Origin of the sequence: Vibrio sp. 10N, from assembly GCF_036245475.1 — a bacterium.
GTDB lineage: Bacteria > Pseudomonadota > Gammaproteobacteria > Enterobacterales > Vibrionaceae > Vibrio.
Map to the genome: position 1 here is coordinate 2,093,506 of NZ_BTPM01000001.1, position 23,529 is coordinate 2,117,034.

General features: G+C 47.2%; 21 protein-coding genes. 13 read left to right on the forward strand and 8 right to left on the reverse strand.

From position 1 onward, the window contains the following. Positions 1–221: 221 nt before the first annotated feature. From glpK to AAA946_RS09785, 3 genes are all read left to right on the forward strand, one after another. Positions 222–1,712, forward strand: a complete 1,491-nt coding sequence (gene glpK / locus AAA946_RS09775; protein ID WP_338164690.1) for a glycerol kinase GlpK — start codon at positions 222–224, stop codon at positions 1,710–1,712. Between the two features lie 209 nt (positions 1,713–1,921). Further along, positions 1,922–2,368: a hypothetical protein gene (locus tag AAA946_RS09780; RefSeq protein WP_338164691.1), complete on the forward strand. Its 447-nt coding sequence runs from the start codon at positions 1,922–1,924 to the stop codon at positions 2,366–2,368. Positions 2,369–2,508: 140 nt separating this feature from the next. Then, positions 2,509–3,810 (forward strand): alpha/beta fold hydrolase, encoded by a 1,302-nt coding sequence (locus AAA946_RS09785; protein ID WP_338164692.1) that lies wholly within the window; start codon positions 2,509–2,511, stop codon positions 3,808–3,810. A gap of 1 nt (position 3,811) precedes the next feature. Here the strand turns inward: AAA946_RS09785 and AAA946_RS09790 are convergent, their stop codons facing one another. After that, on the reverse strand, positions 3,812–4,708 hold the full coding sequence (locus AAA946_RS09790; protein ID WP_338164693.1) for a LysR substrate-binding domain-containing protein: 897 nt from the start codon (positions 4,706–4,708) through the stop codon (positions 3,812–3,814). A 104-nt stretch (positions 4,709–4,812) separates the two neighbouring features. Here AAA946_RS09790 and AAA946_RS09795 point away from each other — a divergent pair, with 104 nt between their 5' ends. Continuing rightward, positions 4,813–6,060 carry a D-amino acid dehydrogenase gene (locus AAA946_RS09795; RefSeq protein ID WP_338164694.1) on the forward strand — a complete coding sequence of 416 codons (1,248 nt, stop codon included), beginning with the start codon at positions 4,813–4,815 and terminating at the stop codon, positions 6,058–6,060. On the opposite strand, the gene AAA946_RS09800 is transcribed toward AAA946_RS09795, so the two are convergent. After that, the gene (locus AAA946_RS09800) at positions 6,057–6,722 is read right to left on the reverse strand and encodes an HAD family hydrolase (protein WP_338164695.1); all 666 of its coding nucleotides are present in this window, start codon (positions 6,720–6,722) and stop codon (positions 6,057–6,059) included. The genes AAA946_RS09795 and AAA946_RS09800 overlap by 4 nt on opposite strands. A gap of 195 nt (positions 6,723–6,917) precedes the next feature. Here AAA946_RS09800 and AAA946_RS09805 point away from each other — a divergent pair, with 195 nt between their 5' ends. Continuing rightward, positions 6,918–7,940 carry an AbrB family transcriptional regulator gene (locus AAA946_RS09805; RefSeq protein WP_338164696.1) on the forward strand — a complete coding sequence of 341 codons (1,023 nt, stop codon included), beginning with the start codon at positions 6,918–6,920 and terminating at the stop codon, positions 7,938–7,940. Positions 7,941–7,966: 26 nt separating this feature from the next. Here AAA946_RS09805 and AAA946_RS09810 read toward each other — a convergent pair whose 3' ends face one another. Further along, positions 7,967–9,088, reverse strand: coding sequence for a PfkB family carbohydrate kinase (locus tag AAA946_RS09810; RefSeq protein WP_338164697.1), 1,122 nt, complete (start codon positions 9,086–9,088; stop codon positions 7,967–7,969). A gap of 227 nt (positions 9,089–9,315) precedes the next feature. Between AAA946_RS09810 and AAA946_RS09815 the strand changes: the two genes are divergently transcribed. Continuing rightward, entirely contained in the window at positions 9,316–10,458 is a 1,143-nt protein-coding gene (locus AAA946_RS09815; RefSeq protein ID WP_338164698.1) for an HD-GYP domain-containing protein, read from the forward strand. Between the two features lie 11 nt (positions 10,459–10,469). On the opposite strand, the gene AAA946_RS09820 is transcribed toward AAA946_RS09815, so the two are convergent. Together AAA946_RS09820 and AAA946_RS09825 are read right to left on the reverse strand one after the other, a co-directional pair. Next, a complete protein-coding gene (locus AAA946_RS09820) occupies positions 10,470–11,219 on the reverse strand; it encodes a DeoR/GlpR family DNA-binding transcription regulator (RefSeq protein WP_338164699.1) in 750 nt (249 codons plus the stop codon). 28 nt (positions 11,220–11,247) lie between these two features. Further along, the gene (locus AAA946_RS09825; RefSeq protein ID WP_338164700.1) at positions 11,248–12,000 is read right to left on the reverse strand and encodes a glycerophosphoryl diester phosphodiesterase; all 753 of its coding nucleotides are present in this window, start codon (positions 11,998–12,000) and stop codon (positions 11,248–11,250) included. 246 nt (positions 12,001–12,246) lie between these two features. Between AAA946_RS09825 and ugpB the strand changes: the two genes are divergently transcribed. Genes ugpB through AAA946_RS09850 form a run of 5 tightly spaced genes read left to right on the forward strand, consistent with a single transcriptional unit; the run spans position 12,247 to position 17,241 of the window. Further along, positions 12,247–13,554, forward strand: coding sequence for a sn-glycerol-3-phosphate ABC transporter substrate-binding protein UgpB (gene ugpB, locus AAA946_RS09830; RefSeq protein ID WP_338164701.1), 1,308 nt, complete (start codon positions 12,247–12,249; stop codon positions 13,552–13,554). A 57-nt stretch (positions 13,555–13,611) separates the two neighbouring features. Further along, positions 13,612–14,493, forward strand: coding sequence for a sn-glycerol-3-phosphate ABC transporter permease UgpA (gene ugpA, locus AAA946_RS09835; protein ID WP_338164702.1), 882 nt, complete (start codon positions 13,612–13,614; stop codon positions 14,491–14,493). Then, complete coding sequence (gene ugpE, locus AAA946_RS09840; RefSeq protein WP_338164703.1) at positions 14,493–15,341, forward strand: sn-glycerol-3-phosphate ABC transporter permease UgpE; 849 nt, start codon at positions 14,493–14,495, stop codon at positions 15,339–15,341. The genes ugpA and ugpE overlap by 1 nt, the downstream gene beginning before the upstream one ends. Further along, positions 15,342–16,445 carry a sn-glycerol-3-phosphate import ATP-binding protein UgpC gene (locus tag AAA946_RS09845; RefSeq protein ID WP_338164704.1) on the forward strand — a complete coding sequence of 368 codons (1,104 nt, stop codon included), beginning with the start codon at positions 15,342–15,344 and terminating at the stop codon, positions 16,443–16,445. Then, complete coding sequence (locus tag AAA946_RS09850; protein WP_338164705.1) at positions 16,438–17,241, forward strand: HAD family hydrolase; 804 nt, start codon at positions 16,438–16,440, stop codon at positions 17,239–17,241. The genes AAA946_RS09845 and AAA946_RS09850 overlap by 8 nt, the downstream gene beginning before the upstream one ends. A 42-nt stretch (positions 17,242–17,283) precedes the next feature. On the opposite strand, the gene AAA946_RS09855 is transcribed toward AAA946_RS09850, so the two are convergent. Continuing rightward, positions 17,284–18,657: a nucleobase:cation symporter-2 family protein gene (locus AAA946_RS09855; RefSeq protein ID WP_338164706.1), complete on the reverse strand. Its 1,374-nt coding sequence runs from the start codon at positions 18,655–18,657 to the stop codon at positions 17,284–17,286. 251 nt (positions 18,658–18,908) lie between these two features. Between AAA946_RS09855 and AAA946_RS09860 the strand changes: the two genes are divergently transcribed. Together AAA946_RS09860 and AAA946_RS09865 are read left to right on the forward strand one after the other, a co-directional pair. Further along, positions 18,909–20,048, forward strand: a complete 1,140-nt coding sequence (locus tag AAA946_RS09860; RefSeq protein WP_338164707.1) for an acyl-CoA desaturase — start codon at positions 18,909–18,911, stop codon at positions 20,046–20,048. Between the two features lie 105 nt (positions 20,049–20,153). Further along, a complete protein-coding gene (locus AAA946_RS09865) occupies positions 20,154–21,356 on the forward strand; it encodes a hypothetical protein (RefSeq protein WP_338164708.1) in 1,203 nt (400 codons plus the stop codon). Positions 21,357–21,405: 49 nt separating this feature from the next. Here AAA946_RS09865 and AAA946_RS09870 read toward each other — a convergent pair whose 3' ends face one another. After that, positions 21,406–22,359, reverse strand: a complete 954-nt coding sequence (locus AAA946_RS09870) for a sensor domain-containing diguanylate cyclase (RefSeq protein WP_338164709.1) — start codon at positions 22,357–22,359, stop codon at positions 21,406–21,408. Continuing rightward, positions 22,356–23,318, reverse strand: coding sequence for a response regulator (locus AAA946_RS09875; protein ID WP_338164710.1), 963 nt, complete (start codon positions 23,316–23,318; stop codon positions 22,356–22,358). Before AAA946_RS09875 ends, AAA946_RS09870 begins: the two co-directional genes overlap by 4 nt. Positions 23,319–23,529: the final 211 nt, after the last annotated feature.

Sequence of the window (23,529 nt, forward strand, 5' to 3'; positions counted from 1 at the left end):
ACGAACAATATAATGCGCGAAAACGAACATTGCGAGCATTTTGATAGCAAAATGTTAAATTTGTTCATTTCCATCACTTCGCTCACACATTCCGCCACACTCTTTGAACAATCTCGGCAACAACACTATTATCTTCAGTTAGTGCGCTTTGCGTCGCCTTCGACCTGTGGTCGAAAACGAACAGGCACCCTCATCTACCTTCATTGACAGACGGACACTCTATGAATAACAAAAACGTCATCATTGCTCTCGACCAAGGCACTACCAGCTCGCGAGCGATCGTCTTTGATCATGACGCTAATATCATCACCACCGCTCAGCGAGAATTTACCCAGATATACCCACAGCCAGGCTGGGTTGAGCATGATCCTATGGAAATATGGGCAACACAGCGCTCGTCACTCACCGAAGCCCTTGCTCAAGCAGACATCGGCAGTGACCAAGTCGCCGCGATTGGCATTACCAATCAAAGGGAAACCACCATAGTGTGGGACAAAAACACAGGCCAACCGATTTACAACGCGATCGTTTGGCAGTGTCGCCGCACCGCCGATTACTGCGACAAACTCAAAGCCAATGGCCACGAGCAAATGATTCAAAACAAAACGGGCTTAGTGGTGGATGCGTATTTCTCGGCGTCGAAAATTGCATGGATCCTAGACAATGTCGAAGGTGCACGCGAAAAAGCCGATAAAGACGAACTGCTGTTCGGTACGGTGGATACGTGGCTAGTTTGGAAGCTAACCCACGGTAAAACGCATGTAACTGACGTGAGTAACGCCTCCAGAACCATGCTATTCAACATTCACACCCTAGAATGGGACGACGAACTGCTCGCGCTGTTTGATATTCCTCGAACCATGCTGCCAAGTGTGAAGTCATCGAGCGAAATCTATGGCCATACACAAATAGGCGGCGGTAACCATGCGATTGCCATCAGTGGTATCGCAGGCGATCAACAAGCTGCGCTATTTGGTCAGCAATGTGTGAAAAAAGGCATGGTGAAAAACACCTACGGAACTGGCTGCTTTTTGCTGATGAACACCGGGAACAAGCCCGTTAAATCTCAACATGGCCTACTCACTACAGTGGGCTATCAAATTGGCGATGAAGTCGCGTATGCCCTTGAAGGTAGCGTGTTTATGGGCGGTGCCACGATTCAGTGGTTGCGGGACGAGTTAGGGTTGATTCGGGACGCCAAAGACACGGCGTATTTCGCTACACAAGTGGACAGCTCAAACGGTGTCTACCTAGTGCCAGCTTTTGTCGGGCTGGGCGCGCCTTATTGGGATCCTCATGCTAGAGGTAGCCTAGTTGGCCTGACTCGCGGTACCAATCGCAATCACATTATTCGCGCGGCACTGGAAGCCATCGCGTATCAAAGTAAAGATGTGTTATTGGCGATGGAAGAGGATTCAGGCATAAAGCTCAACCAGATACGTGTCGATGGTGGCGCTGTCGCCAACGATTTCTTGATGCAATTTCAATCCGACATTATGGGCAGCAAAGTGGTTCGCCCGAAAGTTCGCGAGTCCACGGCGCTGGGTGCGGCAATGCTTGCTGGACTGGCGGTCGGTTATTGGAACAGCCAACAAGAACTCGCCGATAAAAAAGAGATTGAGCGCACCTTTAGTCCTGAGTTAGAGCGCGACAAACGAGAGACTCTGTACAGCGGTTGGTTGGCTGCCATTGGGCGAACCAAAAGCAGTTAGATTTATTCAAGATCAACAACGCACCGCTGGGTGCGTTTTTTTGCTTCCACCCCTGAATCAATACCTATTTTCCTAGCCTGATAAATTTTAATTTAAAACATTTACGCCGCAATAGTTGCAATTGCAACTATTGCGGCGTAATCTATATCTCATCGAGTGATGACCACCTCATCATCTCTTACTCAACACTCAACTGTGAGACTATTGGTATGAAAAAAACGCTATCAACAATACACCGCACCGCCGCTTTAACGGCATTTCTTTTGATCTTGTCATTTTTTCTAAGCACGGTTCTGGTCGAAATTTTTGGAGGGTACAACGCCATTCAAACGGTTAAGACCTACATTTGTTATGCAGTGTTGTTACTCATCCCTGCGATGGCGACAGCGGGAATTACTGGCGCCAAGCTCGCGCCAAAGGCAACAAACGGGCTCATTGGTGCGAAGAAAAAGCGTATGCCTTTTGTTGCCGCCAATGGTCTTCTGATTTTGCTTCCTGCCGCTATCTATCTTCAGCACCTAGCGAGTATTGGAAGTTTCGATACCACCTTCTACGTGATACAGGGCATCGAACTTGTGGCAGGCTTTACCAATCTCACTCTGATGGGGCTCAACATTCGTGACGGACTAAAAATGACACGCGCCCGCTTAGTCTAACTTGCTAAACGAATCAAAAGAATCAGCACTAAACGGTGGTGTTTTCCCAAGAAAACCGCTAACTTCAGCGAGCGCTGTCAGAGTAACAGCGCGTTGATTCTATTGTTAAATGTACTGTTATTCTTCACGGATGCTTGAATATGACTCACACTTCCTCTGCTTTTATTGATGGTGGTTTAAAATATACCCCACACTACTTTACGGTTCCTCTCGACTACCAAGACCCAAACAAAGGTTCGTTGCAACTCTTCGCAAGAGAAGTCTCTATTGCGAAAGACTGCGCTGACAAGCCGTGGCTGGTCTTTTTTCAAGGCGGCCCTGGTTTTCCATCTCCGCGCCCGAACGGTCACAGCGGCTGGCTAAAACGCGCCCTTCAGGACTATCGTGTGCTGCTGCTTGACCAGCGCGGGACTGGCAACAGCAGTGTGATTAGTCATCAGACCTTGGCTCATCTGTCTCCTGGTGAGCAAGCTGACTACCTAAGCCATTTCCGAGCCGATAATATTGTTCGTGATGCGGAATTTATCCGCCAGGCTTTTGGGGTCACACAATGGGCAATCTTGGGGCAGAGCTTTGGTGGTTTTTGCTCGCTAACCTATCTGTCACTGTTTCCCGACAGTCTAAATCGTGCCTACATAACAGGCGGCGTGCCCTCAATAGAACGACATCCTGATGATGTTTATAAGGCGACGTTCAAGCGTACCAAAGAGAAAAACCAAGAATTTTTCAATCAGTTCCCACATGCCCAGTCGCTATGTAAAAAGATTGCTGACCATCTGGCGACAAACGAGGTGCTATTGCCGAATGGGCAAGTTTTCACTGTGGAACAATTTCAGCAAATCGGGATTAATTTTGGTGTCAGCGATACCTTCCTTCCAACCTATTATTCTCTTGAAAATGCGTTCATTGAAGTGGATGGAAAACCAACATTACGTTATGAATTCTTGAATGAAATGCTGATGCAACAGGCATTTCAAACCAACCCTATTTACGCGCTCTTGCACGAGTCGATTTATTGCCAAGGTTTTGCTTCGAGTTGGTCTGCTGAGCGAGTTCGTCAGCTGCATGATGAGTTTAACTACCGATCGGGCGACGACTGTTTCTACTTTACTGGGGAGATGGTGTTCCCTTGGATGTTTGAGCAATACGAATGCTTAAAGCCCCTCAAAGAAGCTGCCGACCAACTGGCACAGAAAGACGATTGGGGCCCACTCTACGATGCTGAAGTATTGGCGAAAAACCGCGTCCCCGTCAGTTGCGCCGTCTACGCTGACGATATGTTTGTCGAGATGGACATCAGCCGTGAAACACTCGCCAACATCCCTAACTCGAAAGCTTGGATCACCAACGAGTATGAACATAATGGGTTGCGAGCCGATGGAGAGCGCATTCTAGACAAGCTTATCGAAATGGGTGACCACATCGATTATTGTCAGCGTTAGATTAGCGCATCAAAGACTGGCTCTGCTCTTTAAGCCAGTCTTTGAATAACCTAGTGTACGGATCATCGAATTGGGTAATGATGAAGTACCCAGCATGAGCCGCTATCGGAGCAAACGGGGCGATCAATCGTCCCTGTTCAATTTCACTCCCCAACAATGCCTGTCTGGCTAACGCTATGCCTACACCCGCCTCCGCCGCTGACATCGCCATATCAGTTCGATTGAAAAAGTGTCCTTTATTGGTCTCCAAATCGAAGCAGTGCTCAGTAGCCCAGAATCGCCATTCGTAGTCTTTGGGTGCCCCCTGCCACGGCATAATGTCGTGAAGCAGTGTTACCTGCCGCCAAGCCTCACTTCCTTGCTGTAGCTCAGGATGTTTTGTTAGATAGTCTGGGCTCAATACCGGAATCAGCCACTCCTCCATCAACAGTTCAGCCTCTATGCGCTTATAGGGGATTGGTCCATAATCAATGGCAATATCAAAGTCCCGATTGTCGCTATCCACCAGCGCTCCCTCTGCAAAGGTATGGATCTGAACATCAGGATAACGACGATGGAAGTCCTCAAGCCTTGGCACTAGCCACTTAAACGCAAGCGAGGGAGTAAGCTTGAGCCTGATCTGTTTACGCTCAGAAACACGAGTCAGTTGGAATACATTTTCCTCGATAGCGGTCAGGTGATGACTCGTCGCATCCACCAACCGAGTCCCCTGCTCTGTCAGTCGTATTCCACGAGCATGTCGTTCAAAAACACTAAAACCTAGCTTATCTTCTATCTGCTGCAATTGCTGACTCACTGCACCGACCGTTAGATTAAGGTGCTTGGCTGCACTGGTAATACTGGCATGCCGAGCAACTATACAAACCAAATTTACTCCGTTTAGCAATGCTGACTTCATCTCAAGCCTTTAAAATTTCTAAAACCTACTATTAATTCTTATCGATTGTTAATCAGATGTAAATTATTCATTCTGAGTAAAACTCAAAAGTGCGAGAAGCGATAGTGAAAGTCATTGTATTGGGAAGCGGAGTCATCGGACTCACAAGTGCATGGTATTTATCTCAGGCAGGCTTTGACGTGACGGTTGTCGACAGACAGTCTAGAGCTGGCGAAGAAACCAGTTTCGCCAATGCTGGACAAATTTCCTATGGCTATTCTTCACCTTGGGCTGCCCCGGGTATTCCCACTAAGGCCATTAAATGGCTGTTTGAGCAACACGCGCCGCTTAAGATAAAGCCGAGCCTGAATCCTGAGCTTCTTCGCTGGGCAAGCCAGATGCTTACCAACTGTCAGCTCGACAAATATAAATTGAATAAATCCCGTATGCTGACCATTGCCAATCGAAGTCGTCGCTGTTTAGCGCAGCTAAACCAAGACCTCAATCTCCAATACCAGGGACGGACACAAGGAACGTTGCAAATTTTCCGTACTCACAAGCAACTGGACGCGATTGAAAAAGACATGGCGTTATTGGCGGAAAGCGGAACTCGATTCGAGCTGTTTAATACCAAGCAGTGCTTGCAACAAGAGCCGGGGCTCGCAAATATGAATGGGGATCTGGTTGGTGGACTTTACCTACCCGACGACGAAACCGGAGACTGCTACCTTTTCTGCCAACAACTGCAAAAGATGGCGGAGCAATCGGGTGTAAAATTCCTGTTCAATACTCAAGTCCACGCCCTAATAACTGAGAAACACCGTGTTGTCGGTGTAACAACCTCTCAAGGCACCATCACTGGAGAGCACTTTGTGGTGGCGCTGGGCAGTTACTCGAAAGCTCTACTACAACCACATGGCATTGACCTGCCAATTTATCCCGTCAAAGGTTACTCACTTACTCTGCCCATTATCGATCCAAGCCACGCGCCATCGTCGACCATCATGGATGAAACTTACAAAGTCGCTGTGACTCGTTTTGATGATCGCATTCGTGTGGCGGGCACAGCAGAATTAGCCGGATTTGATCCCGCACTCCCAGACAAACGGTTAGCAACCCTAAACCACGTGGTCAGTGATTTGTTTCCTAAAGGCGTAGATTTGGGGCGCGCAGAATACTGGACTGGGTTCCGCCCGATGACCCCGGACGGAACACCGATTATTGGCAAAACTCAGCTGAACAACCTGTATACGAATACCGGACATGGTACCTTAGGCTGGACAATGGCCTGCGGATCCGCGGACATACTCACGGAGCTGATTACTTCGAACGGAAAACAGGAAATGTCCGAGCTGAGTATTGAGCGATATTAGCGGATTGGATAACAACCTGACAGTTCTTGGTATATTTCAAACAGTGACGCTCTGGTTTGCACATTCAGAGCTTTCACATCCTCACATGGTGCAACCAAATCCGGTACTTGATAAGTATGCATGGCCGCAGCCACGGCCGCTTTGACACCGTTATTGGAATCTTCAAACGCCAAACAGTGCTCTGAAGCAACGCCAAGTCGCTCTGCCGCTAAGTGGTAGATCTCTGGATCCGGCTTACCATGCGTCACCTCACATCCAGTAGCCAAACAGTTAAAATAGCCGTCTAAGCCCGCAAGTTTCAGTTTCTTTTCGGCGACATCGCGATGAGTAGAGGTCGCAACAGCGATTGGAATGTTTTTGGACGTAAGCCAATCAAGCAGCTCAATAACACCGTGCTTTTTGGGAATCGCTTGATGAAACACCACATTCGTATAGCGCTGACGCCACTCGTCATTAATTACTTTATAGTCAATGATTCCAGCGTAAGCCTCGCCGAGTTTGGCGTGAATGGTTTTGGAATTACAGCCGATAATCGACAAGTACTTCTCTTCGAGAAATGGCACCCCTAATGCCTCGCAAGCCTTCTCAAAGATACCTTTGCATACATTCTCTGTATCCAACAGCAAACCATCCATATCGAAAATCGCAGCTTTAAAATTCATTTCTCTCTCTTTAGTCAGTGCTTCCAAAACAGGTCAATGCCCTTTTCAGTGCGCATTGTGCCGTATCCTAACGGGTATTGCCAAACAAATAGCAGATGAGTTTCGTGTCTAGGTATTGCTCACTATCCTCGCTGTAGGTACGGAGTTGGGTATATAATCGACAGCAGAAAGTTAAATCGAATCAAAGGACTAGTTATGGCGGTATGGAAAACCATCTTGGTAGGTTTGGCTGGCGCAGTGCTCGCAAGCCCGATCCCACTGCCACTGTCTGAGCTGTTCGCAGCGGCATTTGCAACCATCGTTTATCTGCGGTGCAGTCACCAAATCATCAAGCTTCCCGATTTCATTCTCACCCTCATCCAGCTGATACTTGGTATGAGCATTGGAATCACGGTTCCCGTCGCTGAGCTGACAGGCTCATTCTCCCTACCACTGTTTTTTGGTTTGGTGCTATGCATGCTTTCACAAACCACCGTAAACTTTTTCTGGCTTTACAAACGTGAAAAGTGGACACCATTTGAATCCTTGCTCGGCGCGATCCCAGGTGCCATGGCGGCGATATTAGTGATAAGTGAAGAGCAGGAAAAACCATCACCCAAAATTGTCTTTTCGCACTCTATTCGTCTGCTGCTACTGGTGGTATTGGCAGGTGTCATCGCTTCGACCGGCGAAGACAGTGCTTCTAAGCTTAGCCAGTCGTTTAGCCTCACGCTCATTGGGCATCTCACTTTTCTCGCCGTTGCGAGCTGGTTACTAGGTAAAGTATTGGGAAAGTTGGGGGTGCCTGCGCCCTATTTGCTCACCAGCCTTATCGCAGCGACTGTCTATCATAGTTCACTGCCAGAGCTCAATTTAAGCGTACCCGAGTCTCTGATTATGTTTGCTACTGCTATTTTGGGCGTACTGATTGGGGTTCGTTTGGCACCAACCACGTGGAGAGAGGCGCTGAGCTACTCTAAAGCTGGGTTTATCGTTGCATTGCTAGGTGTGAGCGTCACTCTATGTTTTGCCGCCATTTTTCATGCTGTTACAGACGTAGATTGGCAGGTGCTATTGCTCGCTTGGGTGCCGGGAAGTGTTGAAGCCATGACCGCGGTAGCGCTGCTATTAGGACTAGAGCCTGCTTTTGTTGCCATCAATCACGTGATGCGGCTAATGATGTTATACATGATGCCGGCTGCCCTAAAGTCACCACTTCGACGATTGAGCAAGATGTAATCGCTGCTTAAGCTCCCAGGAGCTCTTTAGTCGTAATACAGTCCAAGGTCAGCATCATTTTCAAACTTGTCCGCAGTGCGATATTGGCTACCGTGTCTTCCTTGTTTTAAGAGATTCGCATAATCATTCTGCGGAGCAAGCCCAGCCGAGACCAACGCATACTCCACACTTTGCTGCCAACTGGTGCTTTGCAAATAGCCATGAACCAAGCCAGCCAGCAGTCCTTCTCGTCCATCTGTAGTTAAATTGACCGTGGAGTCACTGCAAGTGTGAAAATGGCCTTTTCGATCTTGGCTCGAAAACACGCCTTTATTACCCAGACTGATCACCAGCTGCTTTACCCCCATATCATGGAGCTTGTTGGCAATTTTAGGTAGATGATGATGCTGAGAAGCAGGATACCCTGCGAGTAGTTCAGCTTCCGCCAACTCCAGTTTTAAGGTGTGAATGCACGACAGGAAAGGTTTGATTTTTTCAGCTTTCAGTACCGAGACCGGATCAACAAAGATAGGCTTTGCCGCTTGTGTTTGAAACACATGCTCCAAGGCTGATTCGGTAAGATTCGCATCAACAGCAATGATTGTTGCACGATTTAGCAGCGGTGAGCGCTTTGCGAGCCGCTCTGCATTGAGCTCCTCAAACAGTGCCATATCATTGAGCGCCACTTGCAACTGGCCGTCAGGCCCTTGAATCGAGAGATAGGTGCTGGTCGCTCTGCCAGGAACGATCAAGCAGTGCTCAACCCCAACATCGGCGTCACGACAAGAGTCTAATAATTGCTCTCCCCATAAGTCTTCGCCAACCGCACTGACAAACTCAACTTTGCTTCCGAGTCGAGCGATATTCTCAGCAATCGTGCGTCCAACCCCACCAGCACTTGCTGTTAATGTGCCAGGGTTCGAACTCCCCATCACCAAGTCTGAACAAGAACGACCGCACAAGTCCATGTTCGCTCCACCAATAACAACGGCAAAACGATCCGGCGCAATAAGATAACCTTTACCTTGAATAAAGCCCTTTCGAGTCAGGTTCGTGATATGTCCTGCCACCGCACTGCGACTAATGTTGAGCATGTCTGCCAACGTACTTTGGGCAATCATCGGGTCAAGTTTGATCAGATCTAATATTTGTTGTTCACGCTCAGTCATAGAACAAACGTCCGCATCTATAAACATACATTTGCATATTATTAACTCTAAGAGCCTAAGGAATCAATGTACTAGTAAACCAAGAAGTAGCTTTTCCAGTTGCGAGTGACCTCGACAGTTTCGATATTCACGTGATTGCATCCATTGCTGTGAAATCGATCACTTGTCGGAACAGCCTCTCACTGGCTACTATTAATTAACCATATTAAAACTAATGATAATAATGTATGGACTATATTGATTGTATTGCCAGCACCAACAGAGCTCTGAGTTGCCGCAACGGCATTGATGACTTATTTAACACTCTAAAAACCAAATACCCACAGCTATCACGGTTGTGCCTCGCGGTAACGTCAGCCGATCACCTTGAGAACTTTCATGTCATCGACTTTCAAGATGACTCCGATAAATTTGATGTGATCGCTATGCACTCAGCGCAGTGCTCCCCACTGATGAGGATCATTGAAAATCAAGAAATTAGAGTCGTTGGCAATCTAAAAGAGCTCAACTCAAACGCACGCAACAGACGTCTTATAGCGCTTGGACATCAAAGCAGCTTTACCATGGGGCTTAATATCGACAGCGGCTTTGGCGCGGTGCTGTTTTTTAATGCCACTCAGACTGATTACTTTGATAACGGCGCTTTGCACACCGATCTTCTCTTTGTCAGAGAAGTGATCATCAGCCTACTTTGCCATGACCGTTATAAGCATCAAATGTTTGTTCAGGCTTTAAAGCTAGCACTAAAGATCAGCCATAAACGAGATCCAGAAACTGCGGATCACTTACAGCGTATGAGTCAATACAGCAAACTTTTGGCCGAGTTGCTGGCCCATAAAATGCCTGTCGATCACCGATTCATTCAGTGGATTGAGCTTTATTCACCGTTCCACGATATCGGCAAATACCGTATCCCCGATCACATCTTATTCAGCCCACACCGTTATACACCGGAAGAGCGCGCGGTCATGAACAAGCATGTTGATTATGGCGTCGATATCATTGATGAAGTGATCGCCGATATCGATGTAGTGAGTGCCTCAAGCGCTGAAGTAACGTTCCTTAAGAACATCATCTACTTTCATCATGAGCGATTCAATGGGCTTGGCTATCCCACCAAGATCGGTGGAATAGATATCCCTTTAGAAGCAAGAATTATCACCATAGCCGATGTTTTTGACGCACTTCTTAGTAAACGAAGCTATAAGTTAGCTTGGAGTCTTGAAGACACTCAGCAATACCTTACTGAACAGGCTGGAGCCGCATTTGATCCACTGCTGGTTGATACACTACTCAACAATTTAGAGCGATTTAAAGCCATATATCATACTTTTCCACCTCAAACGGAATCGGAAGATCATGTGGCTTAACGCACAGTGCCTCACAGTTTAGGGCGACCAAATACACGATCAAAGTAACTTAATGGTGCTACCCGTGCACTGGCTTTGCTTTGCCACTTTGTGCTGTTTGCCACCAGCCATCTTTGCTGTGCTCCTGCAAGAATGGACTGACTAACCGCGGCTTCACGTAGTTCATGCTCCAAAGCAAACTCCTCTTTGTTGGGCTCTAAAGCCGTCAGGTCCGTGACGCTAGAGACCTTATTCACCGCCGCGCAGCACACAATGCCAATATCAGCAGCAAACTGGCCAAAAAAGCTCGCCACATGATCGCCAACCACATCGCCATCATTCGTGCGTAACCGCCCACCAGCAAGCCAGGTTTCTACCTGTTCGAATTCAGCTAAGATATGCGCAGCTTGAAAGTTATTGGTGACGACTCGCAAATGTTTGTGATCGCCAAGTTGCTCAGCTATCGCGGCAATCGTGGTGCCAATACCAAGAAATAACGTGCAGCCATCTGGGATCTTCGACACCACTTGCTTGGCGATCTGTTGTTTTTCCGTCAAATTAGTCGCACTACGCGAGGTAAAGCTGCGATTACTTAACGTCGTTGGTAAACCCACCCCGCCATGATGGCGACGCGCCAGTCCAAGACTGCACAATTGATTAATATCTCGGCGGATAGTTTGAGTCGTGACATCAAAGTGACTCGCTAGCGCCTCGATAGTGCAATACTCTTGAGTATGAATCAGATCAATCATACTTTTTTGCCGTAAACTCAAATTGTGCATAGCAATGGCACCCCCCCCCTCTTCAATATTACGCTTCTACAGGCTCTTGAGTACGCTGCGTAGAGGATTGCGATAGATAGTCCTGCGGTGCATCGCTGATCATCATATCCACCCCCCAACCCCACAGTGGCTCAACCAACTCAGGATGGTTAGGAGTGTAACAATACAGCTGGTAACCCGAAGACTTTATCCATCGTGCGGTCTTTTCATCGAGGAAGCGGTAATCGCAATGCACGCTGTATGCGTCAAGGTCACTCAACAGGCTCAGCGCATCAGCAGGTATTTGCTGCCATAATTGACCGCGGCGTATTGTGGGCATAATACGCTGCATAGTCTGCAAGGCCTGGGTACAAAAACTGGAAAACAGCACGTGCTGGGAAGCAACATTTAGCTCTGTCATCACCATTTTGACTTGCTCACACAAAAGCTCTATATCGTCACCTTCATAATGCTTTAGTTCTATATTGACCGTCAGGCCATGACGATGCGCCAACAGTAAGGTTTCCGCCAAAGTAGGGATCGTTTCTCCTTGGTAAGCATCACCAAACCAAAGCCCCGCGTCCAAAGATTTAAGCGCCTGCACACTCAAATCGGCGACTCGACCACTGCCATTGGTGCAGCGGTTGACCGTTCGGTCATGAATAACAACGGGTACCTTATCCTGACTGAGTTGAACGTCTATCTCAATCCATTCAACATCCAACAATGACGCTTGTTCAAACGCCGCCAAGGTATTTTCGGGTGCAAGACTGGATACGCCGCGATGCGCTGTTAATTTCATCGGTTCCTTTACCATTTTCATTTACATTCAAATGAAAGCATTACAACTCTCTGTGACACTATTATTGCGCTTTTATGGCGTTTCAATGGCCATAAAAGATTTCAAATAAGTTCATTTAATTGTCACTTAATCGTCATTTGTCCGGTTTAACTTTCACTTGAACATTTTGAAGCAGTGACTCTACATCAAGTGAACCTCTGCTTTTTCGAACTGAAAATAGAAACTTTCACGTTAAAGGGAAACGATATGTCTATAAAACACCTCACTGGAATGGCGGTGGCAGTGGCGCTAATGAGCACAAATGCTCAAGCGAAAACGGAAGTCGAATGGTGGCACGCAATGGGCGGAGCTCTAGGTCAAAAGGTGAATGACATCGCTGCTGACTTCAATGCCAGCCAAGATGACTATGAAATAAAACCTGTCTATAAAGGTAGCTACGCTGAAACCATGACCAGTGCCATTGCGGCATTTCGCGCGAAAGAGCAGCCAGCTATTGTGCAGGTGTTTGAAGTAGGCACAGCAACGATGATGGGCGCAAAACAAGCCATCTACCCTGTCTATGAGCTAATGGCCGATACCAAAGAGCCGTTCAACCCAGAAAACTATCTTTCTGCTGTAACGGGCTACTACACCACCAACGATGGTCAAATGCTGTCGATGCCGTTTAATAGCTCGACCCCAGTGATGTACTACAACAAAGATATGTTTGCCAAAGCCGGTATCGAGTCTGCACCAAAAACCTGGAAAGAGATGGAACAGGTGTCTCGCAAACTGCTGGCCTCTGGTGCCAAGTGTGGTTTCACCACCACATGGCAATCCTGGACTCAAATCGAGAACTTTGGCGCGCGCAACAACATTCCGGTTGCGACCCAAAACAATGGCTTTGGTGGTTTTGACGCCGAGTTTAAGTTCAACGCTGCACCTTATGTAAAACACATTGAGCAGCTTGGCGAATGGTCAAAACAAGGTTTGTATAAATATGGTGGCCGCCAATCGGATGGTATGCCACTGTTCTACACTCAGGAATGTGCAATGACCATGGGGTCATCTGCTGGCCTTGCTGGTATCCAAGAGAACATGAAAGGCATCGATGTCGGTGTTGCAGAGCTTCCTTACGATGATGCACTGATTGCAAAGCCACAAAACACCATTATCGGCGGCGCATCTCTTTGGGTATTACGCGGTCACTCAACTGAAGAATACCAAGGTGTAGCGAAATTCTTTAGCTACCTTTCAAGCGCAGAAGTCCAAGCTGATTGGCACCAGTTCACTGGCTACCTACCGATCACTAAACAGGCGTATGAACTCACCAAGCAACAAGGCTTCTATAGGGCGAACCCTGGCACGGACACCGCGGTCATTCAAATGACATCGACGGAGCCGACGGCCAACTCTAAAGGGATCCGCTTTGGTAACTTTCTGCAAACTCGCGACATCATCAATGAAGAGCTAGAAGCGGTTTGGGCAGGCAAAGCCTCAGCTAAATCTGCACTGAACAACGCGGTTCGCCGTGGTGACGAACAGCTTCGTCGCTTTGAGCGCACACAGAAATAACCCGTTGTCTTGTCTACGCCGCCACTGTCGTTGAGTGGCGGCATTTCGGTATCGTTTATGTCTTCACAAGTTGTATTCAAAAATAAGTGGTTGCCTTATGCGCTGATAGCGCCGCAGTTGGTGATCACAATCGTATTTTTTATCTGGCCAGCCGGTCAGGCCGTTTTCCAATCTTCACAATTGGAAGACGCATTTGGCATTAGTCGAGAGTTTGTCGGGTTAGAAAACTTCAGCAAACTACTCAATGACAGCTATTACCTTGACTCCTTTTTTACCACCATACAGTTCAGTGTTTGCGTAGCAGTATTGGCCTTGGTGAGCGCCTTGATTTTGTCGGCGTTTGCCGAGCATATAGTGCGGGGCGCGACCATGTACCGCACTTTCTTAATTTGGCCTTATGCCGTCGCACCGGTGGTCGCAGGCTCACTCTGGCTGTTTCTGTTCGACCCAACAATTGGTGTTATCACAGATATACTCAAGTGGTTCGGTGTTAACTGGAACCCGACTCTAAATGGCACTCATGCAATGTGGATGGTCGTTATCACCTCAACGTGGAAGCAGATCAGCTACAACTTCCTATTCTTTTTGGCAGCGCTGCAATCGGTACCGAAATCACTGCATGAGGCGGCAGCTATTGATGGCAGCGGTCCAATTAAGCGATTCTTAACCATCAGCTTCCCTCTTATCTCACCCACCAGTTTCTTCTTGTTGGTCGTAAACTTTGTCTACGCCTTCTTTGATACGTTCGCCATCATTCATGCTATGACTCAAGGTGGACCAAGCAACAGTACCTCTACTCTGGTTTACAAAGTTTATAACGATGGATTCATCGGTTTAGATCTCGGCTCATCCGCCGCGCAATCGGTCATCCTAATGATTCTTGTCGCGCTACTCACGGTGATTCAATTTAAGTATGTTGAGAAGAAGGTGGCGTACTAATGGTAGAAAGAAGCCCCCTATTCACGATTTTCTGTCATGTCATTTTGGCGCTGGGCATTATCTCTATAGCGCTCCCTGTATGGATCGCCTTGGTTGCGACTACACACGACAATACCGCATTCGCCACCGGAACTCCTCTGTGGTTTGGTGACCTTGGCCTGAGTGTGTTTGGTGAACTACTCAGTAACCAAAGCTCTTTTAACAACAGTGCGTTGCCGATTACACACATGTTGACCAACTCGCTAATCATGGCGCTGTGTATCACGCTTGGAAAACTTGTGATCTCGATTATGTCCGCGTACGCCGTCGTGTTCTTTCGCTTTCGCGGTCGGATGATCGCGTTCTGGATGATCTTTTTCACCCTAATGCTGCCCGTTGAAGTGAGGATCATGCCGACATTTGAGGTCATTACTAACCTCAATATGCTCAACTCATTCTATGGCCTAACGATTCCATTGATCGCCAGTGCTACAGCCACTTTCTTGTTCCGTCAGTTCTTTATGACGATCCCTAGTGAGTTGGTTGAGGCAGCACGAATCGATGGCGCCGGCCCTATTAAATTCTTTTTTGATATTTTGCTGCCACTGTCTCGCACAAACATCGCTGCCCTATTTGTGATTACCTTTATCTATGGCTGGAACCAGTATCTGTGGCCGCTATTGATCACAACCGACGTCCAGTACTACACCATCGTCATGGGGATTAAGCAGATGCTCGGTGTGGTGGATGGCGTCATTGAATGGAACAAAATTATGGCAACCACCATCATCGCAATGTTGCCACCCGTCATTGTTGTGATTGCTATGCAAAAAGCATTCGTCAAAGGCTTGGTAGATTCGGAGAAATAAATGTCTACACTTACTCTTTCAAACATCGCTAAATGTTACCCAAATGGCTACCAAGCGATCCCAAACATTAATTTGAACATTGAAGACGGCGAAATGGTCGTTTTGGTTGGTCCAAGTGGCTGTGGCAAGTCGACACTGCTGCGTATGCTCGCGGGTCTTGAGGAGATTACCTCTGGCACCCTGAAAATCGACGATAAAACCGTTAACAATCTCGAACCAGGCGAGCGTGATATTGCCATGGTGTTTCAAAACTATGCGCTATATCCACATATGACCGTCTATGACAACATGGCTTATGGCCTAAGAAATCGTAAGACACCAAAAGCAGAAATCCAACGCTTGGTATCGGAGGCGGCAGACATGCTCGAACTAAATGGTCTGCTCGATCGCAAACCTAAGCAGCTGTCTGGTGGTCAACGACAGCGTGTTGCCATGGGGCGCGCTATCGTTCGTGAACCCAAAGTATTCTTATTTGATGAGCCTCTCTCGAACCTAGACGCAAAGCTACGCGTTCAAATGCGCCTGGAGATCAAACGTCTACAGCGCCGCTTAGGTACGACGTCGGTTTACGTGACTCACGATCAAGTGGAAGCTATGACACTCGCAGACAAACTTGTCGTCCTCAACAAAGGCAACGTTGAGCAAGTCGGAACACCGCTTGAAATCTACGATAATCCCGCCTCTCTCTTTGTGGCGACCTTTATTGGTTCACCGTCAATGAACATCCTTGATGCCAGTGTATCCATTGAAGGTATTGAACTTGATGACGCGCGTATGGATATCAATACCTCGTCGCTTGGGCTTGGCGAGATAAAATTAGGTCTAAGGCCAGAGCATTTATCTCTCAATGAGGACAATCCTTGGTTCCATGTCGAAGTGGAGCTCATCGAAGCGCTGGGTGCCGACTTACTGCTCTACTGCAAAACACTCGGCTCACAACCTCAAAAACTTGTCGTACGTGTTGAGGGGCACTCAAAAATCGCCATTGGCGACAAACTAGGCCTTGATATCGATGTAGAACACATCCACCTTTTTGATAGTAAAACATCAAAACGCATTCACTTTGATAGCAAAACGCAACCACAAGAGGTTATGAATGCCTAAGTCTTTAGCAGCGCTGTCTCACGCTCAGGCAAAAGAGATCCAATGGTTACTAACCGATGTCGATGATACTTTGACGTGGCAAGGACAACTTCCGCCAGAAACACTCGACGCTTTATCGAAACTACAAAAAGCAGGCATCAAGGTTGTCGCCGTTACTGGTGCGTGTGCTGGTTGGTGTGACCAAATTGCGAAACTGTGGCCGCTTCATGGTGTTATCGGCGAAAATGGTGCATTTTGGATGCAGAAGAATCAGTCCGGTTTCCATACTCAGTCACTCAGCCCACTTCCCACGATGCGAGCGCAACAGCAAGCTCTCATTAAACAGCTGACTCAGTTGCTACGCGACTATCCCGGTATCGACTTTGCCAGTGATCAGGATTTTCGCTTCTGCGATGTCGCGATTAATCTTGGGCAAGATCGCGACCCTGTTGAAGAGGATGTAGCAGCAAAGCTGCTCAGTGAGATTCGCCAACTGACATTGAATGGACAGAAGGTGAAAGCCACTCAAAGCTCCATTCACATTAACGTTTGGGTTGGAGAACACAGTAAGCGCATATCAAGTGAACACTACCTTAAGCAACAGCCAGATTTTGCAACGTTGAATCTGTCCAATGTGGCTTATATTGGCGACTCACTCAACGATGAAGCGATGTTTGAGTGGCTTCCTGTGACGTTTGGGGTAAACAACATTACTCCTCTGTTAGGAAAACTCAGCACACTACCAAGCTTTGTTACGGCAGGTAACGGGGGCTATGGCTTTGCCGAGTTGGCCGAAATGCTCATCAACTCTCGCTAAGTGAAAACGAAAGAGACATCCCGCAGGATGTCTCTTTTTAGATTATGCCTCAGACGCTTCAACTTGCTTTGGCGACTTCTCCGACTCTGGGACTAGCGACAGTAAGCCGGCCATTGTCAATGCAGCAACACCCGCCATAGTAACAGGCGATCCCAACACGGTTTGCACCAACTTAGGGGCTTGTTTCAACAGGTCTGGAACTAGCATGACGCCCAGCCCTAAACCGAATGAGATAGCAATCGTCATGATCTTGCGTCTGTCGAGTTCTTCGTTAGCGATGATTTTGATGCCCGCCGCTGCAACAGTGCCAAACATAACCAGTGTTGCTCCACCAAGAACGGGTTTTGGAATAGTCATCAATACCGCCCCCAATACAGGAAACAGACCGAGTACGAATAAGATCCCGGCAATGAAATAGCCAATGTATCGACTCGCAATCCCGGTTAAGTGGATCACCCCATTATTTTGACTGAATGTAGTATTTGGGAACGTATTGAAAGTAGCAGCAATTAGCGAGTTAATACCGTCCGCTAGAACGCCACCTTTGATGCGCTGCAGATAACCATTTCCACTGATAGGCTGTTTCGAGAACATACAGTTAGCCGTCAGGTCACCGGTTGACTCGATAGCGGTAATTAAATAGATAAAAGCGATAGGCAAAAATGCTTGCCAATCAAACGCAAAGCCGTACTTAAACGGAATAGGAATACTCAATAGCGGCTGAGCAGAGAAATCAGCCATCGATACTTTTCCTATCATCAAAGCCACTAACCAGCCCACTAACAATCCCACAAGAATTGAGGACAGTCTTACCATAATGTTGCGACTCATATTAAGCGCCACAATAATGCCTAACACTAGGCTGCCTAATAATAGGTTGTTCGCTGACCCAAAGTCCTCTGCACCGACACCACCCGCGATGTCTGTTACACCGACCTTAATTAGAGAGATACCAATGGTAGTGATAACAATGCCGGTCACGACTGGTGTGATGACGACTTTGAGCTTATCGATAAAACGAGACAACACTATCTCGACAAACGCGCCAAAAAAGCAAACGCCGAAAATCGTCGCCAACATTTCATCAGGACCACCGCCATTGGCTTTGACTAAGAAACCCGCACCTAATACTGAGCCTAAGAACGCAAAGCTCGTTCCTTGTACGCAAATCATGCCCGCGCCCACAGGGCCTATACGCCTAGCTTGAATAAACGTACCGACGCCCGAAACCATCAACGCCATACTAATCAAGTAAGGTACGTGCTCGCCCAAACCAAGCACGCCGCCGATGATAAGTGTCGGTGTGATGATCCCTACAAAGCTCGCCAGCACATGCTGCAGTGCCGCATAGCTTGCTGCTTTGACTGACGGTTTGTCGTCCAATCCATAAATGAGATCGCCTTTGTCGTGTTCCATATGACTTCCTTTCTGTATTTTTAATTGTATACAAACTAACGACAGTATGGTGAGCAATATGTGTGCCATTCATGTGAACTCAATAAAGTCAGTAAGTTACAAAGACTCACTCACTAAGAATGCACTGAAAAGTTGCATGCTTTTTCTCAATTGATGCAAATATCGACAAACAAATTAACAACTTACTCTTTGACTTACACGTGTACGCTGATATTCTAGCGAACAGTTGTAAGCTTAAATGGAGTTGGTAAATGGAAACGGTGAAAAAGCCTCCGGTAATTTGGCTAAATGTGACGATATTTCTAGGCACATTTATTCTGGCGACAGTCGGTGTTATTTGGTACGGCATGGTTGAAGGCTACAGCGCAGCTCACTGGATTTGGCTCGTCATTGCTTTCGTGTTTTGCGGCATATCAATTACCGCAGGCTATCATCGCCTTTGGTCTCACAAGACCTATCAAGCTCATCGCTCTCTAAGGTTCCTCTTTGCAATTGGCGGAGCATTTGCACTACAAAACAGTGCCTTACATTGGTCTTCAGACCATCGCGTCCATCACAAGCATGTCGATAACAACGACAAAGATCCCTATTCTGCCAAGCGTGGTTTCTGGTACTCACACATAGGTTGGATGCTTCGAGAATATCAAGCCGAGCGCTACGAAGACTACCGAAACTGTCGCGACCTACAAAAAGATTCGATTGTCATGTGGCAACACAAGCATTATGTATTACTTGCTCTGGCGACGAACTTTGGTATCCCTCTCGCACTTGGACTTTGGTACGGTGATGTTTTGGGCTTTTTGCTGATTGTTGGCGCCTTACGTTTAGTACTCAGTCACCACACCACATTTTTCATTAACTCTCTAGCGCATATCTGGGGCTCTCAACCTTACACCAGTAAAAACACCGCGAGAGACAATGGCATTTTGGCCTTCTTTACCTTCGGGGAGGGTTACCACAATTTCCATCACATCTTCGAGCACGACTACCGCAATGGTATTCGCTGGTGGCAATTCGATCCTACCAAATGGTTGATTCGCTCGTGTGCGAGCTTAGGCCTAACTTCAAATCTGAAAACCGTGTCAGCATACCGAATTGAGAAAGCAAGATTGATGCAGACCATGGCAAACGCTAAAGATAAAATCTTTACGTTGCCCAATGCAGACCAGCTTCAAGCAGCCTTAGAGCAAGAGTTTCAGTTACTGCTAAGTAAGTTGACGGAATACGATCAATTGCGAAGCCAGGTTATCGATTCAGCGAAGTCCAGCGTTAAAGAGAAATATGAGCAAGCACTTCTGCGAGTAAGACTCGAACAGCTCGACTTAAACCTTAAAGATCATAAAAAACGTTGGCAGCAAATTGTCTCCAACCCTCGCCTTGTACTGAGCTAATAACCGCTCTTTCAATTAGGCTTCAATTTTATTGACAGTGAGCGAGCACGTCCCCGTGCTCGCCTTTTTATATAATCATGCTTCAACTCTTTAGCCATGATTATTATGAATAAAAACAACCTTTGGCAGTTCTCTCAAGCCTCTATGGGCATTGTCCAATGGATTGGGGTCGCGATCATCATTGCCCCGGTTATTTTGTCTCGTACCGGAAGCGCGATTTTAGTAGGTCAAGTCATGCTCATTCTGGGTCTTATCGGCCTAGTTGCACCGGTACTAGGCGCGTTGGCTGATCGTTTTTCATGGCATCGACAATTACACTTCTTCGCCCTTGCCTGTCACTGTCAGGCGTTACTGATATTACTCTGGGCAAGTCAAACAGTATGGCACTACTGGCTGATCGCTATCTTGGTGGGATTAGGTAGCAACCTCATCCTTATTCTAAACCCGACATTTGCACTCAAACTTAATAATCAGCCAGCGATGCAGACGCGGGCGCTGAAGCGTCTATTTCAGATACAAATGTTGGGGGTTGCTATTGCTGGGGTATCCGTCGGAACACTCAACTATTTTGGTTTGTCGCAAACAGCACAAATAGTCTCACTCATTGTGTTTGATTTTGCTTTGCTCATACTCATTGCGATTGCCCCGCCTGCTACTATCAATTTTGAGCCGGCTAATGACGAAGTAACGGTATCGCAAAGTCGTAAACCTTCTGCTGCGATTTGGTTTGGCTTTGTTGTGTGCGTAGCACTGTCGATGTTTATCGGTTCTAACATGGTTGAGCTTGGCCCCGTCATCATTGAGCAAGCATTTGGAGTTAGCGTGGCAAGCAGTGCATTTGGGATGGCGATCGCAGCCATGATCACACTGGTTTCTCTGGCACCTGCGGGTAAATGGATGGAAAAACATGGCTCCCAAGCGCTTTGGCTCGTCACCATTGTTATTAATCTATTTGTTGCAGTCGTCATGTGGGGAATGTATGGCAATCAAATCGTGGCGATACTACCTCTTTCTCTTATCTTACTCTCTATCATAAATGGCGCCTGGAATGACATTTCCATTGCCGCACTCGCAGATCAAATTAGCCCTTATTCTCCTGCAACATCACAAGGTTACATGGCTGCTGCCGTCTCACTAGGATTTTCGGTAGGCACTTATTGTGTGGGAGTACTGATTGATGCGCAAAACATATTAGGCGTGATGAACTTCTTGTTAGTCAGCGGTGTGGTCATTACTGTATTGGCAGTGATCATTATTGGACTTAGGCGCAAGCATCAAGCGGTTGTCACAACGAGCAGCCCTTCCTAACGGCTTGCTCGCACACTAACGCTTTAAAAGATAGGCTCCAGCAACTGGCCTAAATCACTGAGGTTTTATTTCTGCCACGCTCTTTAGATTGATAAAGGGCTTTGTCCGCTCTCATTAGCCATTGAAGATGATTGGCATCATCGGTACGACACTCAGTAATACCAAGGCTAATGGTATAGTTAAGCTCATTGCCATCTAGCACTACGGGCGTTTGCTCGATTTTTTTCCTCAGGCGCTCAGCAAAGTACTTCGCTTGATCGGCTGTGGTACCTGATAACAATACCGCAAACTCTTCACCGCCGTAACGGCCACACACATCGGTGCCGCGAGCTGCTTTCATTAGTTGCTTGGCGGTTTCTTTGATCACCTTATCGCCTAACGCATGACCATAGGTGTCATTGACTCGCTTGAAGCGGTCAATGTCGAACATCACCAGTGAAGAGACCTGCCCTGTGGTCTGCACCATGTGGAATTCATCCACAAAGTTGGCTTCCCAAAAGGCACGATTAAACAGTCCGGTCAGGCCATCTGTGCGGCCAATCTCGGTAAGTTTTTCGTTTGAGCGCTTTAGGTGCATTTTACTCTTCGCTACATCGCTTACGTCTTGAAGCATAATCGCAAAGTGCGTCACATCGCCGGTCGGTGATTTTAGCGGAGTGATCACCATGTTCTGGTACATTTTTAGTAATCCTTGGGATACAGGTGAAAAGTTCTTGAACTCAAACACGACCGGTCTATCTTCCCAATTTGAAAACCCTCGAGTCTTCAATTTACTGGCGGATTCTAACTTTGCACGTAACCAGCTTTCCGGCAAATCTGGGCAACTGTGAAACAAGCTCTTACCCATGATGGCTTCTGCATGAATACCGCTGTAGTTCTGCATAAAGCTATTCCAAGCACAAACTCGATAATCACGATCAATCACAACGAGCCCTGCATCCAATGTATCCAGTAGTTGCATCGTCCAGTGGAAATCGGAGAGATCTAAAGTCATGGTTGTCATTGTAGAAGCTCCATTTGGCGACGAATGATATCCACAGACTCTTCGTCAAACATAAACAATACCGAACAAAATAGATCCAACGCTTCAGCATCGTACGTGTATTCCACCGTAAAGACGTGTTCGTTGTCACCTAACATAGAATTATCCGGGCTGAAGTCATTAATTCTAAGGGGCTCTCGAAGGGAAAACTCAAGGCACAACTGCTCAGACAAAGACACTAGGAACGACGACACCAAAACATTCACAAGGTTAACGACTATCTCATCATTCGAGACATCGCCGCTACAAAACCCAAGACGCTCACCGACCTGCTCAATGGAGTCGCCCTCAATACACACCAGTGCCTCACCATGCAGTCCGCCTCCCACAAAGCGCTGCGCTGCAGCACAACTGTTTTCGCGAGTTAACGTGTCCTGAATCATCATAGTCAGCTCACTGAATGATAGTTCGCCAACGGTTGGGACTGGCAATAAGATAAACTCTTTCAGCAACATGGAAATTGTTGCTGCGCCCGCGCCGAGCGCAATATTGGACGTTTCTTGAAAACGCTCAAACATCTGCGCTTTAGAGAACTGAGTATGCAGAACTTCAGGTTGATTGAAAGGCAAATTTAAATCACCAAACAACGGCAATGCCGCTTCTGGTGTTAATGGCTTTTGGATAAACGCGTACGCACCAAGCTCAAAGCAGCGCTCTTGCGCTAACTCTTGAATATCACCCGACACCATGACGATTTTTGAGGAGCATTGACGCTGGCGTAAAACCTCAAGTACCTCAAAGCCATCCATACCCGGCATTGTGATATCGAGAAATACAACGTCAATCGACTGATTGTCGATAATTTCAATGGCTTCATGCCCGTTTGCAGCAAACACGATATCGCCCGCGAAACTCGCATCGATACAGCTTGCTAAACTTTTGCGTGCGACTTTAGAGTCATCACATATTAATATCCGCATGAACCTATTCAAATTCTTGATAAATCAACCAAAAACTATCTAAACAGAATTTCATCTTGGAAGCTAGAGAAATTCTGAACCGAAATCACACTTTTATCGTTAATTGCGAGAGGGGCTAAGTTACTGTTCAATAAAGGGATGCACGAGCCAACCTAGCTCGCAAAAATATGACCTAACACTCATATTGTAGGGAGGAGAAAGTGAAACGAGT